Source organism: Streptomyces sp. NPDC007917 (genome assembly GCF_042959105.1).
GTDB lineage: Bacteria > Actinomycetota > Actinomycetes > Streptomycetales > Streptomycetaceae > Streptomyces.
In genome coordinates, this window is the sequence record NZ_JBIBKK010000023.1 from 1 (window position 1) to 14,975 (window position 14,975).

15 protein-coding genes are annotated in these 14,975 nt (G+C 72.4%); 8 read left to right on the forward strand and 7 right to left on the reverse strand.

All coding sequences use genetic code 11. From position 1 onward, the window contains the following. A partial coding sequence (locus ACFZDL_RS34160) for a biotin carboxylase N-terminal domain-containing protein (protein WP_391193264.1) occupies positions 1–282 on the reverse strand: 282 nt, incomplete at its 3' end. Positions 283–668: 386 nt separating this feature from the next. On the opposite strand from ACFZDL_RS34160, the gene ACFZDL_RS34165 reads away from it, so the two are divergent. Continuing rightward, complete coding sequence (locus tag ACFZDL_RS34165) at positions 669–1,151, forward strand: hypothetical protein (protein ID WP_353597330.1); 483 nt, start codon at positions 669–671, stop codon at positions 1,149–1,151. 43 nt (positions 1,152–1,194) lie between these two features. Here the strand turns inward: ACFZDL_RS34165 and ACFZDL_RS34170 are convergent, their stop codons facing one another. The 4 genes from ACFZDL_RS34170 to ACFZDL_RS34185 all read right to left on the reverse strand — a co-directional run bounded on the left by ACFZDL_RS34170 (position 1,195) and on the right by ACFZDL_RS34185 (position 4,086). Then, positions 1,195–1,812, reverse strand: coding sequence for a nucleoside triphosphate pyrophosphatase (locus ACFZDL_RS34170; RefSeq protein WP_353597331.1), 618 nt, complete (start codon positions 1,810–1,812; stop codon positions 1,195–1,197). A 133-nt stretch (positions 1,813–1,945) separates the two neighbouring features. Then, the gene (gene mmpB / locus ACFZDL_RS34175) at positions 1,946–2,077 is read right to left on the reverse strand and encodes a morphogenic membrane protein MmpB (RefSeq protein WP_353597332.1); all 132 of its coding nucleotides are present in this window, start codon (positions 2,075–2,077) and stop codon (positions 1,946–1,948) included. A 150-nt stretch (positions 2,078–2,227) separates the two neighbouring features. Then, positions 2,228–2,434 (reverse strand): acyl-CoA carboxylase epsilon subunit, encoded by a 207-nt coding sequence (locus ACFZDL_RS34180; protein WP_353594423.1) that lies wholly within the window; start codon positions 2,432–2,434, stop codon positions 2,228–2,230. Positions 2,435–2,490: 56 nt separating this feature from the next. Continuing rightward, complete coding sequence (locus ACFZDL_RS34185; protein WP_353594422.1) at positions 2,491–4,086, reverse strand: acyl-CoA carboxylase subunit beta; 1,596 nt, start codon at positions 4,084–4,086, stop codon at positions 2,491–2,493. 175 nt (positions 4,087–4,261) lie between these two features. Between ACFZDL_RS34185 and ACFZDL_RS34190 the strand changes: the two genes are divergently transcribed. The 6 genes from ACFZDL_RS34190 to hutH all read left to right on the forward strand — a co-directional run bounded on the left by ACFZDL_RS34190 (position 4,262) and on the right by hutH (position 12,314). Next, positions 4,262–5,149, forward strand: a complete 888-nt coding sequence (locus ACFZDL_RS34190; protein WP_353594421.1) for a biotin--[acetyl-CoA-carboxylase] ligase — start codon at positions 4,262–4,264, stop codon at positions 5,147–5,149. 219 nt (positions 5,150–5,368) lie between these two features. Further along, on the forward strand, positions 5,369–6,616 hold the full coding sequence (locus tag ACFZDL_RS34195; protein ID WP_353594419.1) for an adenylate/guanylate cyclase domain-containing protein: 1,248 nt from the start codon (positions 5,369–5,371) through the stop codon (positions 6,614–6,616). A 308-nt stretch (positions 6,617–6,924) separates the two neighbouring features. Next, positions 6,925–8,454 carry a cytochrome P450 gene (locus ACFZDL_RS34200; protein WP_353594418.1) on the forward strand — a complete coding sequence of 510 codons (1,530 nt, stop codon included), beginning with the start codon at positions 6,925–6,927 and terminating at the stop codon, positions 8,452–8,454. A gap of 141 nt (positions 8,455–8,595) precedes the next feature. Continuing rightward, complete coding sequence (locus ACFZDL_RS34205) at positions 8,596–9,390, forward strand: enoyl-CoA hydratase-related protein (RefSeq protein ID WP_353594417.1); 795 nt, start codon at positions 8,596–8,598, stop codon at positions 9,388–9,390. Positions 9,391–9,526: 136 nt separating this feature from the next. Next, on the forward strand, positions 9,527–10,657 hold the full coding sequence (locus ACFZDL_RS34210; protein WP_353594428.1) for a GGDEF domain-containing protein: 1,131 nt from the start codon (positions 9,527–9,529) through the stop codon (positions 10,655–10,657). 112 nt (positions 10,658–10,769) lie between these two features. Then, positions 10,770–12,314, forward strand: coding sequence for a histidine ammonia-lyase (gene hutH / locus ACFZDL_RS34215; protein ID WP_353594416.1), 1,545 nt, complete (start codon positions 10,770–10,772; stop codon positions 12,312–12,314). A 60-nt stretch (positions 12,315–12,374) separates the two neighbouring features. Here hutH and ACFZDL_RS34220 read toward each other — a convergent pair whose 3' ends face one another. Further along, positions 12,375–12,644 (reverse strand): hypothetical protein, encoded by a 270-nt coding sequence (locus tag ACFZDL_RS34220; protein ID WP_353594415.1) that lies wholly within the window; start codon positions 12,642–12,644, stop codon positions 12,375–12,377. 399 nt (positions 12,645–13,043) lie between these two features. On the opposite strand from ACFZDL_RS34220, the gene ACFZDL_RS34225 reads away from it, so the two are divergent. Then, entirely contained in the window at positions 13,044–14,330 is a 1,287-nt protein-coding gene (locus ACFZDL_RS34225) for an Ig-like domain-containing protein (protein WP_353594414.1), read from the forward strand. A gap of 105 nt (positions 14,331–14,435) precedes the next feature. Here the strand turns inward: ACFZDL_RS34225 and ACFZDL_RS34230 are convergent, their stop codons facing one another. Then, positions 14,436–14,927, reverse strand: a complete 492-nt coding sequence (locus ACFZDL_RS34230; protein ID WP_353594413.1) for an RDD family protein — start codon at positions 14,925–14,927, stop codon at positions 14,436–14,438. Positions 14,928–14,975 lie beyond the last annotated feature (48 nt).

The following is a 14,975-nucleotide window of genomic DNA, read 5'->3' on the forward strand; positions in this document are numbered from 1 at the left end:
GACGGCCTGGGCGAATTCGGCGTTCTCGGACAGGAAGCCGTAGCCGGGGTGGATGGCGTCGGCGCCGGATTCGGCGGCGGCGGCCAGGACCTTGGCCTGGTCGAGGTAGCTGGCGGCGGGGGTGTCACCGCCCAGCGCGTACGCTTCGTCGGCCGCGCGCACGTGTACCGCGTCCCGGTCCGGATCGGCGTAGACCGCAACACTCGCGATCCCGGCATCCCGACAGGCACGGGCAACGCGGACCGCGATTTCGCCACGATTGGCGATGAGCACCTTGCGCACGATGGCTCCCTCCTTGAAACAAGCCGAGTTTAGGTACTGGCGACACCACACGCCGAGAAGAACTCGGGCGTGAGCTTGACCACACGGAGCGTGAACCCTGCCGACAAGAGGCAGCCGACTCCCCCGTCGTTCCACGGTACGCCCGGTTTTTCGGGCCGCGCGGCGGTTCTCGATGTGGCCAGGATCTCCGGTGACCCAAGCGGCCGTCCTGGACGTTTCTTTGTGGAAACCCTACGAACGGGGGACGGAAACTTTGCCGCGGCGTTCCGGTCGAACAAGTGCGTTCACGACCCCTTGTCGGGGGGCTTACCCGTTAGTAGCGTTCGCGATGTCGAACCTCCTCGGGGGGACGGCCCCGAACCGGCGCAGCGGAAGAGGTGGGCGGGGTGGCGCGCAGACCCGTGGCCGTGGTGACGGCCGTGATGCTGATCGTGGAGGCGGCCGGGATAGCGCTGCTCAACTGGGTCCTCGGCCTGGTGGTCGACCGGCAGCAGATGTCCCTGGCGGGCCTCGACACGGACGCGATGTCCGTCGGCACGTGGGTCGCGGGCGGCCTCTTCGGCCTCTACCTGCTGCTGTGCGGCCTGGTGCTGCTGCGCACCGCCGTACGGGACCGCGCCCCCGGGCGGCTGGGCCGCGTTCTGCTCATCACCTGCGCGGTGGTGCACGGCCTGGTGGGCGCCTTCGCCGTCGGCCTGGTCGGCTGGACGGCCTTCGCGCTGATGATGGTGATGCTCGGTCTGATCGTGCTGAGCCTGCTGTCGTACGACGAGCCCTCGGGCGCGCCCGAGGGCGACGCCGCCGCCCCGGGCGCCACGGGGGCCCGGGGCGCGTCGGGCGGGGACGCTCCGCATCCGGATCCGGCGTGAGGGGCTGAGAGCCGCCGGCCGGGCGCCGCTTGAAGGCCTGGGGTCACTGCCCGGCGTCGGCCCACAGATCGGTGATGCCCACGCCCAGCTCGGCCAGGAGCCGGCGCAGCAGCGGCAGGGACAGCCCGATGACGTTCGCCGCGTCGCCCTCGATGCCGTCGACGAAGGGCGCGGAGCGGCCGTCGAGCGTGAACGCGCCCGCCACGTGCAGGGGTTCGCCGCTGGCGACGTACGCCGCGATCTCGGCGTCCGTCGGCTCGCCGAAGTGGACCGTCGTGGAGGCGGTGTCGGAGGTGCGGCGGCCGGTCGCCGTGTCGATCAGGCAGTGCCCGGTCCGCAGCACGCCGGAGCGGCCGCGCATGGACTTCCAGCGGGCGGTGGCCTCCTCGGCGTCCGCGGGCTTGCCGAGCGCCTGGCCGTCGAGCTCCAGGACCGAGTCGCACCCGATGACCAGCGCCCCGGCCGCCTGCGGAAGCGCGGCCACGGCGCCCGCCTTGGCCTCGGCGAGTATGCGCGCCAGCTCGGCGGGGGTGTCGGCGCTCAGCGCGTCCTCGTCCACGCCGCTGACGATCACCTCGAAGGCCAGGCCGGCCTGGTGCAGCAGGGCCCGGCGGGCGGGGGAGGCGGAGGCGAGGATGAGGGTGCGCTGCGAGTCAGTCATGCGCCCAGCGTAGGCGGCGGGCTGTGCCTCCACCCCGCCCCTGCCCGCGGTATCGATGTGCGGCTCCGCCGCGCGCGGGGCGCCCGGCCTCCGGCCCCGGTCGGAACCCGGCGCGGGCAGCCTCGGCCGCGGCTCACGGCCGCAGGCTCAGCAGCACCATCAGGGTGAGGGTCGCCACGGCGAGCACCGTGCCCGCGCGGCGGAGCATGTCCTGGGCCCGCCGCAGCTCGTCGGGCGGCTCATCAGGCGGGTCGGACCACAGCATGCGGTCGATCCTGCGCCGCCCCATGCCGTGGCGCCTGAGTACGCGTACTCAGGCGCCACGGGCGGAAGGGACCATCTTCGCGAAAAAGGTGCTGTCGCGAAAAAGGTGCCCGTCGCGAAAGCGATGACTCGGTGAGGCCGCGGGCTCGCCTCAGGTCGGCCAGTACGTCGTGCGCCACGCCCGCGGCCCCGGGTGCGGCACCCGGCGGGCGGGGACGGTGCGGGCCGGGTCGGACCACTCCGGTGGCGCGCCCTCGCCCTGCGCGGCGGCCGAGGCGGCCGCCGCGCGTGCTTGGACCACCGCGAGTGCGGCGGCCAACTCCTCCGGGGTCGGATTGCCCCGTACTATCTTGATCATGGAAACAGCCCTTCCGGGAGGTGGACGGGGGATGTTGCCTGAGCCGGGCGTTCGCTTTACAGCGGGATGTTGCCGTGCTTCTTCGGGGGCAGGCTCTCGCGCTTGTTGCGCAGCGAGCGCAGGCCCTTGACGATGTGGCGGCGGGTGTCGGACGGCATGATCACCGCGTCGACGTAGCCGCGCTCGGCGGCGATGTACGGGTTGAGGAGCGTGTCCTCGTAGTCGGCGATCAGCTCGGCGCGGGTCGCCTCGGGGTCCTCGGCGGCCGCGATGGTCCGCCGGTGCAGGATGTTGACCGCTCCCTGGGCGCCCATGACCGCGATCTGCGCGGTCGGCCAGGCCAGGTTGAGGTCCGCGCCCAGGTGCTTGGAGCCCATGACGTCGTACGCGCCGCCGAAGGCCTTGCGGGTGATGACCGTGATCAGCGGGACGGTGGCCTCCGCGTAGGCGTAGATCAGCTTGGCGCCGCGCCGGATGATGCCGTTGTACTCCTGGTCGGTCCCGGGCAGGAAGCCGGGCACGTCCACGAAGGTCAGCACGGGCACGTTGAAGGCGTCGCAGGTGCGCACGAAGCGGGCGGCCTTCTCCGAGGCGTCGATGTCCAGACAGCCCGCGAACTGCAGCGGCTGGTTGGCGACGATGCCCACCGGGTGGCCCTCGACCCGCCCGAAGCCGGTGATGATGTTCGGCGCGAACAGCGGCTGGGTCTCCAGGAACTCGCCGTCGTCCAGGACGTGCTCGATCGCCTTGTGCATGTCGTACGGCTGGTTCGCCGAGTCCGGGATCAGCACGTCCAGCTCCTGGTCCTCGTCGCTGACCTCCAGGTCGGCGTCGTCGGCGAAGGCCGGGGGCTCGGAGAGGTTGTTGGACGGCAGGTAGGACAGCAGCGCCTTGACGTACTCGAAGGCGTCCTTCTCGTCGGCCGCCATGTAGTGGGCCACACCGGAGGTGGTGTTGTGCGTACGGGCGCCGCCCAGGGCCTCGAAGCCCACGTCCTCGCCGGTGACCGTCTTGATCACGTCCGGTCCCGTGATGAACATGTGCGAGGTCTGGTCGACCATCACCGTGAAGTCGGTGATCGCGGGCGAGTAGACGGCCCCGCCCGCGCACGGCCCGACGATCAGGCTGATCTGCGGGATGACGCCGGAGGCGTGAACGTTTCGGCGGAAGATCTCGGCGAACAGGCCGAGGGCGACCACGCCCTCCTGGATCCGGGCGCCCCCGCCGTCGTTGATGCCGATGATCGGGCAGCCGGTCTTGAGGGCGAAGTCCATGACCTTGACGATCTTCTCGCCGTAGACCTCGCCGAGCGAGCCGCCGAAGATCGTGAAGTCCTGGGAGTAGACGCAGACCGGACGGCCGTCCACCGTGCCGTAGCCGGTGACCACGCCGTCGCCGTACGGGCGGTTCTTCTCGATGCCGAAGTTGGTCGAGCGGTGCCGCGCGAACTCGTCGAGTTCGGTGAACGAGCCCTCGTCGAGGAGCAGACCGATCCGCTCGCGCGCGGTCAGCTTGCCCTTGGCGTGCTGCTTCTCCACCGCTCGCGCCGAGCCCGCGTGCGTGGCCTCGTCGATGCGGCGCTGAAGATCCGCGAGCTTGCCCGCGGTGGTGTGACGATCGGGAATCTCGGGGGAGATCTCAGGCTCGGACATCGGGTTGCGGCTCCTGCTCGTCCTCGGGGGCCTGGGGGATCAGGCCCTGAAACGGGGGTCGGCGGGCGGGAAAGGGGCGCTTGCGCCGGCTGGGCTACCGGCTCGTAGCGTATCGGCGGGACTGCATGTGGGCACTGCGTCGTTGGCCACACCTCCTGACCCTAGGCTGGCCCTTATGACGCCATCTGACACCCCGGGGAGCCCGGGCACCCCGGGCGGCCCCGGCGGACGCTGGTCCGACCTGGAACGTCCCCCGCTGGTCGCCACCGCGCTGCGGCGCGCGCTGGTGCGGCCCGGCAGGCTGTGGACCGAGCTCGACGTGGTGCAGGCGACCGGCTCGACCAACACCGACCTGGTCACCCGGGCGGCCGCCGGGGCCCCGGAGGGCGCGGTGCTCATCGCCGAGGAGCAGACCGCCGGGCGCGGCCGGCTGGACCGCGCCTGGAGCGCCCCGCCCCGCTCCGGGCTGTTCTTCTCGGTGCTGCTGCGCCCGGGCGCCGCCGGGGTGCCCACCGAGCGGTGGGGATGGCTGCCGCTGCTCGCCGGGGTCGCCGCCGCCGGGGCGCTGTCCCGGACGGCGGGTGTGGACACCGCGCTGAAGTGGCCCAACGACCTGCTGGTGACGGTCGGGGGCCAGGAGCGGAAGTTCGGCGGGATCCTGGCCGAGCGGACCGGCGACGCGGTGGTCATCGGCATCGGGCTGAACGTCTCGCTGCGCGCCGATGAGCTGCCCGTGCCCACGGCCGGGTCGCTGGCGCTCGCGGGCGCCGTCTCCACCGACCGGGACCCGCTGCTGCGCGCGGTGCTGCGGTCGATCGAGGAGTGGTACGGGGAGTGGCGCCGGTTCGAGGGCGACCCCGGGCCGTGCGGGCTGCAGGAGACGTACGCGGCCGGGTGCGCCACCCTGGGCCGTAGGGTGCGCGCCGAGTTGCCCGGCGGCGGGGAGCGCGTCGGCGAGGCGGTCGCGGTCGACGGCGACGGGCGGCTGGTGCTCGCCACGGAGGGGGGCGTGCAGGAGCCGGTCTCCGCCGGGGACATCGTGCATCTGCACGCCGCGTCATAGCTCGCGTCATAGCCCCCCGGGCAGGGAGCGAGCAGAGATCCGCGAGAATTTTTGCGCCCCTGAGCAAAGAGTTTTCCCAGCTTCGCAGGGGAGAGTGAGCTAGGGCACACCTGACGTATCGTTGTGGCGGTCCGCCCAGTTCGGGGCGGCCGTGGGCCGGAACCGAACCGGAAGAGGGAACGGAAGGGCAGTGCGCAGGGATCGGACAGGGGGCCGCCGGTGACCGCCGACGACATGGATTCCGGCGCGGCTCCGGAGGCCGGGGCCCGGGACGCGGTCGGCGACGAGGCGACGGTCGGCGAGCGAGCGGCTGCCGACGGGCGTGCGGCTGCCAGTGAGCGTGCAGGTGCCAGTGAGCGGGCGGCTGCCGACGGGCGTGCGGCGGCCGGCGAGGACACCGCGGCCGGTGCCGGCGAGATCGAGCTCGACCCCCTCTCGCTCCGGCTCGAGCAGCTGATCCTCGGGGCGGAGCGGCAGTACACCCCCTTCCAGGCGGCCCGCAGCGCAGGGGTGTCCGTGGAGCTGGCCACCCGCTTCTGGCGGGCCATGGGCTTCGCCGACATCGGCCAGGCCAAGGCGCTCACCGAGGCGGACGTGCTGGCGCTGCGGCGGCTGGCCGGCCTGGTGGAGGCGGGGCTGCTGAGCGAGCCCATGGCCATCCAGGTGGCGCGGTCCACGGGCCAGACCACGGCGCGGCTGGCCGACTGGCAGATCGACTCCTTCCTGGAAGGGCTCACCGAGCCGCACGAGACGGGGATGACGCGGACCGAGATCGCCTACCCGCTGGTGGAGCTGTTGCTGCCGGAGCTGGAGGAGTTCCTGGTCTACGTCTACCGGCGGCAGCTGGCGGCCGCGACCGGCCGCGTGGTGCAGACGGCGGACGACGCGGAGATGGTCGACCGGCGGCTGGCGGTGGGCTTCGCGGACCTGGTGAGCTTCACCCGGCTGACCCGGCGGCTGGAGGAGGAGGAGCTCGGCGAACTGGTCGAGGCGTTCGAGACCACGGCCGCCGACCTGGTGGCCGCGCACGGCGGGCGGCTGATCAAGACGCTGGGCGACGAGGTGCTGTACGCGGCGGACGACGCGAGCATCGCCGCCGAGATCGGGCTGCGGCTGATCGAGACGCTGACCCACGACGAGACGATGCCCGAGCTGCGGGTCGGCATGGCGTTCGGGACCGTCACGACCAGGATGGGCGATGTCTTCGGGACGACGGTGAACCTGGCCAGCCGGCTGACCTCCATAGCCCCGAAGAACGCGGTGCTGGTGGACGGGGCGTTCGCGGAGGAGCTGGGGCGGCTGCGGGCGGCCCCGGTGTCGGAGGCCCAGGCCGCCGAGGAGGCGGCCGCCGCGGAGAAGGAGGGCGAGGAGCCGCCTTCGTACCGCTTCGCGCTCCAGCCCACCTGGCAGCGGCCGGTGCGTGGGCTGGGGGTCGTGGAGCCCTGGCTGCTGACCCGGCGGGGCTGAGGGCTTTCGGGTACCGAGGCCCGTGCCCTGTGGTCCAGGGCCCCTGCGCGCGAAGGCCTCGCGTACCGAGGCCTTGCCTGATGAGCCCTGTGCGCAAGGCCCTGCGCGCCGAGGCCTTTCGTACTGAGGATCCACGTACTTCTGTGCGCAGTTCCTGTGCTTCTTCGCCGAAGCCCGGGGTGCATCCCCGGCGTCTCGCGCTAGCCTACCTGCGCGCGATGGGAGTGGATCTTGGCGATCCCCCGCGGGCCCTGCGCTCGATGCCCTCGCGCTGTCGGCCTGTACCGAAGACAGAAGCCAGGAGCACTGTGAGCCAGCCTTACGAATCGGTCGCCCAGCCGACTGCCGTTCCCCCGCCGGGCTGCCCGGCGCACGCCGGCGGCACCGGCACCGGCACCGGACCCGAGCCGCTCTACACGCCCGAGTTCTTCCAGGACCCGTACGCCGTCTACAAGCGGCTGCGCGAGACCCACGGCCCGCTCGCGCCCGTGGAGCTGGACCCGGGCGTCACGGCCATGCTGTGCGTCGGCTACGAGACGGCTCTGGAGATCATGCGGCGCCCCGAGATGTTCTCCAAGGACCCGCGGAACTGGCGGGCGATGAACGAGGGCCGGGTTCCCGAGGCCACCCACTCCGCGCAGCTGCTCAGGCCCCGGGCTCAGGCCGGCTGGGTGGACGGGGAGGCGCACCGGCGGCTGCGCAGCGCCGTCGACGACAGCATGAGCCGGATCGACCTGGGGGCGCTGCGCGGCTATGTGGAGCGCATAGCCGACTCGCTGATCGACCAGTTCGCCGCGGCGGGCGAGGCCGATCTGATCCCCGAGTACTGCCAGCTGGTCACGATGCTGGCCGTCGGCGAGCTGTTCGGCTGCCCGAAGGACATCGCGGACCGGCTGTTCGCGGCCATGGCGCGGCTGCTGGACGGTCGCGACCCGATGTCCGCGGCCCAGGACCTCGACGCGACGTTCCGGGACCTGATCGAGCTCAAGCGGGCCGAGCCGGGGCCGGACGTCACCTCCTGGCTGATCGCCCACCCGGCGCGGCTGGACACTGAGGAACTGGTCGAACACCTGCTGCTGCTGATGGGCATGGGCGTCGAACCGGTGGCCAGTCTGATCAGCAACGCCCTGCGGGTGCTGCTGATCGACGAGCGCTTCGCGGGGGACCTCGCGGGCGGGGGCATGCTCGTCGAGGACGCCTTGGACGAGGTGTTGTGGACCGACCCGCCGCTGGCCAATCTGGGGGTGCACTGGCCGCTGCGGGACGTCACGATCAGCGGGACCCGGCTGCGCGCGGGTGAGCCCGTGGTGATCAGCTACGCGGGGGGCAACCAGGACGCGCTCGACTCCTCCCAGCACAAGCAGGGAAACCGGGCCCACCTGGCCTTCAGCGCAGGGCAGCACACCTGCTCCGGCCGCAACCAGGGGCGGCTGATCGCGACCGCGGCCATCGAGAAGCTGCTGGACCGGCTCCCGGACATCGAACTCGCCGTCGCCGCCGAGAAGCTGGAGTGGCGCCCGGGGCTGTACCAGCGCGGGCTGACCGCGCTCCCGGTGCGGTTCGCCCCTGTCGGCGAGCTGCCCAAGCCCGCGGAGTGGGACGCCGGGCCCGCGGCTCCGGCTCCGGCTCCGCAGGTCCCGTCGGCCCCGCCGGTACCTGCCCCGCAGGCTCCGGTGGCCCCGGAGGTCCCGCCCGCCCCGACGGGCCTGCCGGCCGTGCCGGGAGCGGAGGGGGCCGTGGCGGAGCCCGGCGGCGCACCGGCGGACGCGGAGGCTGCCAAGCCGAAGCCGACCGGCGTGCTGGGCTTCCTGGCCAGGTGGCGGCGCTCGCGCAAGTGACCGGCGGCTGATCAGCGTCTGATCGGTGCCTGATCAGTGTCCGGCCGGAGTTCCGTCGCCCCCGGTGCCCACTGGCCGGGGGCGGCGCGGGCTGCGATGATCCGTCCCGAGGTGTTCACGGTCGTTAACCGGGAGGGTCGTGTGGGTGAGCAGCGCTACGGCGAGTGGGTCGCGGTCCGGCGGGAAGGCTCCGTGGCCGAACTGGTGCTGGACCGGCCGAAGGCCATGAACGCCGTCTCCACGGGGATGGCGCGGAGCATCGCCCAGGCGTGCGCCGCGCTGGCCGAGGACGGGTCCGTACGGGCCGTGGTGCTGTCCTCCACGCACGAGCGGGCGTTCTGCGTCGGCGCGGACCTCAAGGAGCGGAACTCCCTGAGCGACGCCGAGCTGGGGCGGCAGCGCCCGCTGGCGCGCGCCGCCTACACCGGGGTGCTGGAGCTGCCGGTGCCGACGGTGGCCGCGGTGCACGGCTATGCGCTGGGGGGCGGCTTCGAGCTGGCCCTGTCCTGCGATCTGATCGTCGCGGACGGCACGGCGGTGGTCGGGCTGCCCGAGGTCTCGGTCGGGGTGATCCCGGGCGGGGGCGGCACCCAGCTGCTGCCCCGCCGGGTGGGGGCCGCGCGCGCCGCCGAGCTGATCTTCACGGCGCGGCGGGTGGCTGCCGCCGAGGCCCGCGAGCTGGGCCTGGTCGACCGGCTGGTGGCGGACGGGGAGGACCGTACCGAGGCGCTGGAGCTGGCCCGGCGGATCGCCGCGAACTCACCGGTCGGGCTGCGGGCGGCCAAGCGGGCCCTGCGGGTCGGTTACGGGCTGGATCTGCGGGCAGGGCTCGAGGTCGAGGACGCGGCGTGGCGGTCGGTGGCCTTCTCCGGGGACCGGGCGGAGGGCGTCGCGGCCTTCAACGAGAAGCGCACACCGAACTGGCCCGGCGAATAACCCGGGACGGGACAAGGCGGAATTCGCCGAACATTCCTACGCTGGACTGTGCGGTGTGCGCGGCAGGGGAATGCGAGGCGTGGTGACGGGCGAGGGTGATGCGCGGCTGAAGGCCGTGGTGGGACTGGCGCAGTCGATGGCGGCCGCGCACACCCCGCGTGAGGCGGTGCGGTCCGCGGCGCGGGCCGCGTGCCGCGCGCTGGGCGGGAGCTTCGCGGCGGTCTCGGTGTGGGAGCGGGAGCTGGGGCGGCTGCGGGTGCTGGTCAACAGCGGGGAGCTGGCCCCGGGGGAGGAGGAGTTCCCCGAACGCGAGTTCTATCCGGTGCATGAGTTCCCCGAGATCACCGAGTTTCTGCATGAGCAGTGGGCGCGGGGCGGGGAGCCGCACGCCTGGGTGGAGGTGGCCGCCGGGGCGGACGGCGGCGGCCCGGGGGGCGTGCACACGGACGCGGCGGCGGGTGCGCCGCGCGGCGTCAGCCCCGGCCGGGTGGCGGCGCTGCGGCGGCGCGGGCGGGGCAGCTGTGTGGTCGCGCCGATCGTGCTGCACGGGCGGGCGTGGGGCGAGCTGTATGTGGCGCGGCGGGCCGGGGAGCCGGTCTTCGGCCGGGCCGACGCGGACTTCGCGACGGTCCTGGCCGCGGTGACCGCCGCCGGGATCGCGCAGACCGAGCGGCTGGAGGAGGCCCGCCGGCTGGCCTTCACCGATCCGCTGACCGGGCTCGGCAACCGCCGTGCGGTGGACATACGGCTGGACGAGGCGCTGGAGGAGCACCGCCGGGACGGGGTGGTGGTGAGCCTGGTGATGTGCGACCTCAACGGGCTCAAGCAGGTCAACGACGCGCTGGGCCATGCGGTGGGCGACCGGCTGCTGGAACGATTCGGCTCGGTGCTCTCGCTGTGCGGAGCCATGCTCCCGGGGGCCCTGGCGGCCCGGCTGGGGGGCGATGAGTTCTGTCTGGTGGAGGTCGGCCCCTCGGCGGACGAGGTGGTGCGGGTGGCCGATGAGCTGTGCCGCCGGGCCGCCGAGCTGGAGCTGGGCGAGGGGGTCGCGTGCGGGGTCGCCTCGACCGGCGATCCGATCGGCCCCGTACGCACCGCCCGCCGGCTGTTCCGGCTGGCGGACGCCGCCCAGTACCGGGCGAAGGCCGCTCGCTCGGCGAAGCCGGTGGTCGCCGGGCGGGAGGGCGGCCCGCAGGACCCGGTGGTGCGGCTGGCCGACACCTCGGCCCGGGGGCCCGAGCGCCGTCGCTTCAGGGGCCGCATCTAGGCCCTGTCCGGGCGAGAGCCCCTGGGGCGGGCCAGGGGCGGGTGACAGACCAGCCCCGCAGCGGACCAGGGGCGGGTGACAGACGGAGATTCACTATCTAGGGTGCCTGAATATGGATATGCATTCTGTGGTGCTGGGCACCTCCGGGACGACCGCCGCCGATGTGATCGCCGTCGCGCGCGACGGCGCGCGGGTCGAGCTCTCCGAGGAGGCCCTGGCCGCCGTCGCCGCCGCGCGCCGGGTCATCGACGACCTCGCGGCCAAGCCCGAACCCGTCTACGGCGTCTCCACCGGCTTCGGCGCCCTCGCCGTCCGCCACATCAGCCCCGAGCTGCGCGGCCGGCTCCAGCGCAACATCGTGCGCTCACACGCCGCCGGCATGGGGCCGCGGGTCGAGCGCGAGGTGGTGCGCGCGCTGATGTTCCTGCGACTGAAGACGCTCGCCTCGGGCCGCACCGGCGTGCGCCCGGTGGTCGTAAGGACCATGGCCGCCGTCCTCAACGCGGGGATCACCCCCGTGGTGCACGAGTACGGCTCACTGGGGTGCTCCGGCGACCTCGCGCCGCTGTCGCACTGCGCGCTGACGCTGATGGGCGAGGGCGAGGCCGAGGGTCCTGACGGGGTGCTGCGCCCGGCCGCTGAGCTGCTGGCCGAGCACGGCATAGAGCCGGTCGAGCTGCGCGAGAAGGAAGGGCTCGCGCTGCTCAACGGCACGGACGGAATGCTGGGCATGCTGATCATGGCCTGCGAGGACCTGGGCCGGCTGTTCACCGTCGCCGATGTGACGGCCGCGCTGTCGCTGGAGGGGCTGCTGGGCACCGACCGGGTGCTCGCGCCCGAGCTGCACGCCATCCGGCCGCACCCGGGCCAGGCGGCGAGCGCGGACAACATGCTGCGGGTGCTGGCCGGGTCCGGCCTCACCGGACACCACCAGGACGACGCGCCGCGGGTCCAGGACGCCTACTCGGTCCGCTGCGCGCCCCAGGTCGCCGGCGCCGGCCGGGACACGCTCGCGCACGCCCGGCTGGTCGCCGACCGCGAGCTGGCCTCCGCCGTGGACAACCCGGTGGTGCTGCCGGACGGCCGGGTGGAGTCCAACGGCAACTTCCACGGGGCGCCCGTCGCCTACGTCCTGGACTTCCTCGCCGTCGCCGTGGCCGACCTCGCCTCGATCGCCGAGCGCCGCACCGACCGGCTGCTGGACAAGAACCGCTCGCACGGCCTGCCGCCGTTCCTGGCGGGCGACGCGGGCGTGGACTCGGGGCTGATGATCGCGCAGTACACCCAGGCGGCGCTGGTGAGCGAGCTCAAGCGGCTGGCGGTACCCGCCTCCGTCGACTCCATCCCGTCCTCGGCGATGCAGGAGGACCATGTCTCGATGGGCTGGTCGGCGGCGCGCAAGCTGCGGACGGCGGTGGACAACCTGACCCGCGTGCTCGCGGTCGAACTGGTCGCGGCCACCCGCGCGATCGAGCTGCGGGAGGGGCTTGTCCCGGCCCCCGCGAGCCGGGCGGTGCTGGCGGCGGTGCGCCGGGCGGGCGTCGAGGGCCCGGGGGAGGACCGCTATCTGGCGCCGGACCTGGCGGCCGCGGACGCGTTCGTACGGTCGGGGCGGCTGGCGGAGACGGTGGAGCAGGTGACCGGCCCGCTGGCCTGAGGGCGGGGGCCTCGCCTCCGGCCGGGGCACCTCCCAGCGGCAGCTGGGGGAGAGCGGAGCCTAAAAAGAAGGCCGGCGGCGTACGGAGGCGGTCACCATGGCGACCCCGAGCCCCAGGAAGGCGGTGCCGCCGACCAGGTAGGGGGTGACGTCCACGCTGCCGGTGTCGGCGAGGTTCTCGCCGGAGGCGGGCTGGGTCCTCGTCTGCCCGGCGGGGGCCTGGCCGTCCCGCTCGACGGTGGCGTTCGCGGACGGGACGAACCACAGGGCGCACAGCAGCGAGCCCGCGGCGGCGGCGGTCAGCAGCGGTCGGCGTGCGGACAACGGCATCCTCCTTGAGGCTGCGGTCAATTGGCCCCGTGCGTCCGATCGTAGTGACAACTGCGGGTCGCACGGAAGCGAGACCGCCCGGAGGCATACCCTCCGTCGTATGGGCAGTCCTGAGACGTCATGCTTTGTGCCGCTTTGTATGTTTTTCTCCCCAGGGATCTTGATCGATCCGCGACCTCGACGCGCCGGAGTGGAACGGAGTTCGAGGGATCGGCGTCCTGGAGGATAAGAGGGGAAGGGACGACTGCGCCGCACGGGTGCTGGGTACCCCGGTCGGGCCATGGGCTTGACCGGCGTCTTTGCTAAGTGGCCTTCCGCACAGTTTTACTGTGCGTGGAACCGGCCAAAAGGTACAGGCGTTCTTGTCGGATAGGTCCGGGGTTTCTGGGGTCCAGATCAATGGAGAAGCGTGTGATGACGGACGGCAAGCGCCGTAGGGGGCTGGTGGCCGCGGCCGCCGTGCTCAGTGGAGTACTGACCCTCGCGGCGTGTGGTGGGGGCGACGACGGCGGCAGCGACGGCAACAAGAACAACGCCGGGGGCGACAAGTCCCAGTCGCAAGTGGACGAGGCGGCCGCCAAGGACGCGTCGGAAGCCCACATCAAGATCACGCCCAAGGCCGGAGTGACCAACGCGGGCATCAACAGCGACACGAAGGTCACCGTCTCCGGCGGCACGCTCAAGGACGTGACCATGACCGCCGCCGCGACCGGTGCCAAGGTCCCCGGCTCCATATCGTCCGACAGGAAGTCCTGGAAGCCGAGCGGACAGCTGGAGCGGTCCACCCAGTACAAGATCACTGCGACGGCCGAGGACTCCAAGGGCCGCAAGGCGACGGAGAACTCCTCCTTCACCACCGTCTCGCCGGCCAACAGCTTCATCGGCAACTTCACGCCGGAGAGCGGTTCGACGGTCGGTGTCGGCATGCCCGTGTCGATCAACTTCGACAAGGCGATCAGCGACAAGAAGGCCGTCCAGTCGCACATCACCGTCTCCTCCAGCAGCGGTCAGCAGGTGGTCGGCCACTGGTTCGGCACCCAGCGCCTGGACTTCCGGCCGAAGGACTACTGGAAGGCCAACTCGACCGTCACCCTGAAGCTGGACCTCGACGGCGTCGAGGGCTCGCCGGGGGTGAAGGGCGTCCAGGAGAAGACGGTCACCTTCAAGATCGGCCGCTCCCAGGTCTCCACGGTCGACGCCGAGGCCAAGACCATGAAGGTCGTGCGCGACGGCAAGCTGTTCAAGACCATCAAGATCTCGGCCGGCAGCCCGCAGAACACGACGTACAACGGTCAGATGGTGATCTCCGAGAAGTTCAAGGAGACCCGGATGAACGGGGCGACGGTCGGCTTCACGGACAGCGACGGCAAGGGCGAGTACGACATCAAGGACGTGCCGCACGCCATGCGCCTGACCACCTCGGGCACCTTCATCCACGGCAACTACTGGGGCGCCAAGTCCATCTTCGGCGCGGTCAACACCAGCCACGGCTGTGTCGGCCTGTCGGACACCAAGGGCGCGGGCGACCCGAACACCGACGGCGCCTGGTTCTACAACGAGTCGCAGATCGGTGACGTCGTCATCGTGAAGAACTCGAAGGACAAGACCGTCTCGCCGGACAACGGCCTGAACGGGTGGAACATGAGCTGGAGCGAGTGGATCGCGGGCAGCGCCACCGGCGCCTGACGCACCCTCAGGACTCCCGCCCCGGGCGGCGGTCGGCCTTCTTCGGGCCGGCCGCCGCCCGTCGGCTTTGGCCGGCAGCAGCGTGTGGCGATGCCGGTGGGGCCGTCAGCGCCGCAGGTCCTTGGCGCGTACGTAGCGCAGCCCGCAGGCATCCTCGTACGGGTCGCCGTCGTCTCCGAACAGGCTCAGCAGCGGCTGCATCGGAAGCCAGGTCAACCCGTAGGCCCAGCGCCGGACGGCCTGCCAGAAACGCGGCCGCCCGCCGTCCGCGTCGCGCACCACCCGGGCGAAGAACAGGAACTTGCCGATCGTCGTCCGGAAGATCCAGGGCCCCAGCACATGGTGGAGGAAGGACAGCCCGAACACCCCGGCCAGGATGGTGCCCCAGAACGGCTCCGGCCCACCGAGGGCGGGAATCAGCCGTACGGCGATGGCCGTGCCGCCGAAGAGTGCGACCAGGCCGTCCACGGTCGCCGAGAACCACCGCCGGAAATCGCCGATGGCCTCGGGGACGGCGGGCGGCTGTGGCTGTGGCTGTGGCTGCGGGGGATGGGCGTACGGGTGCGGGTAGGGCTGCCGTCCCTGGGAGTCGATCATGCCGGGCATCCTGCCGCACGCTTGTGACGGTCGTTTCTCAAGTTGGTG

Bases quoted from the DNA above. Each gene is read 5' to 3' on its own strand.
- ACFZDL_RS34170 (WP_353597331.1), bottom strand. From the start codon at position 1,812: ATGACTGACTCGCAGCGCACCCTCATCCTCGCCTCCGCCTCCCCCGCC.
- mmpB (WP_353597332.1), bottom strand. From the start codon at position 2,077: ATGCTGTGGTCCGACCCGCCTGATGAGCCGCCCGACGAGCTGCGGCGG.
- ACFZDL_RS34180 (WP_353594423.1), bottom strand. From the start codon at position 2,434: ATGATCAAGATAGTACGGGGCAATCCGACCCCGGAGGAGTTGGCCGCC.
- ACFZDL_RS34185 (WP_353594422.1), bottom strand. From the start codon at position 4,086: ATGTCCGAGCCTGAGATCTCCCCCGAGATTCCCGATCGTCACACCACC.
- ACFZDL_RS34190 (WP_353594421.1), top strand. From the start codon at position 4,262: ATGACGCCATCTGACACCCCGGGGAGCCCGGGCACCCCGGGCGGCCCC.
- ACFZDL_RS34210 (WP_353594428.1), top strand. From the start codon at position 9,527: ATGGCGGCCGCGCACACCCCGCGTGAGGCGGTGCGGTCCGCGGCGCGG.
- hutH (WP_353594416.1), top strand. From the start codon at position 10,770: ATGGATATGCATTCTGTGGTGCTGGGCACCTCCGGGACGACCGCCGCC.
- ACFZDL_RS34220 (WP_353594415.1), bottom strand. From the start codon at position 12,644: ATGCCGTTGTCCGCACGCCGACCGCTGCTGACCGCCGCCGCCGCGGGC.
- ACFZDL_RS34225 (WP_353594414.1), top strand. From the start codon at position 13,044: ATGGAGAAGCGTGTGATGACGGACGGCAAGCGCCGTAGGGGGCTGGTG.
- ACFZDL_RS34230 (WP_353594413.1), bottom strand. From the start codon at position 14,927: ATGATCGACTCCCAGGGACGGCAGCCCTACCCGCACCCGTACGCCCAT.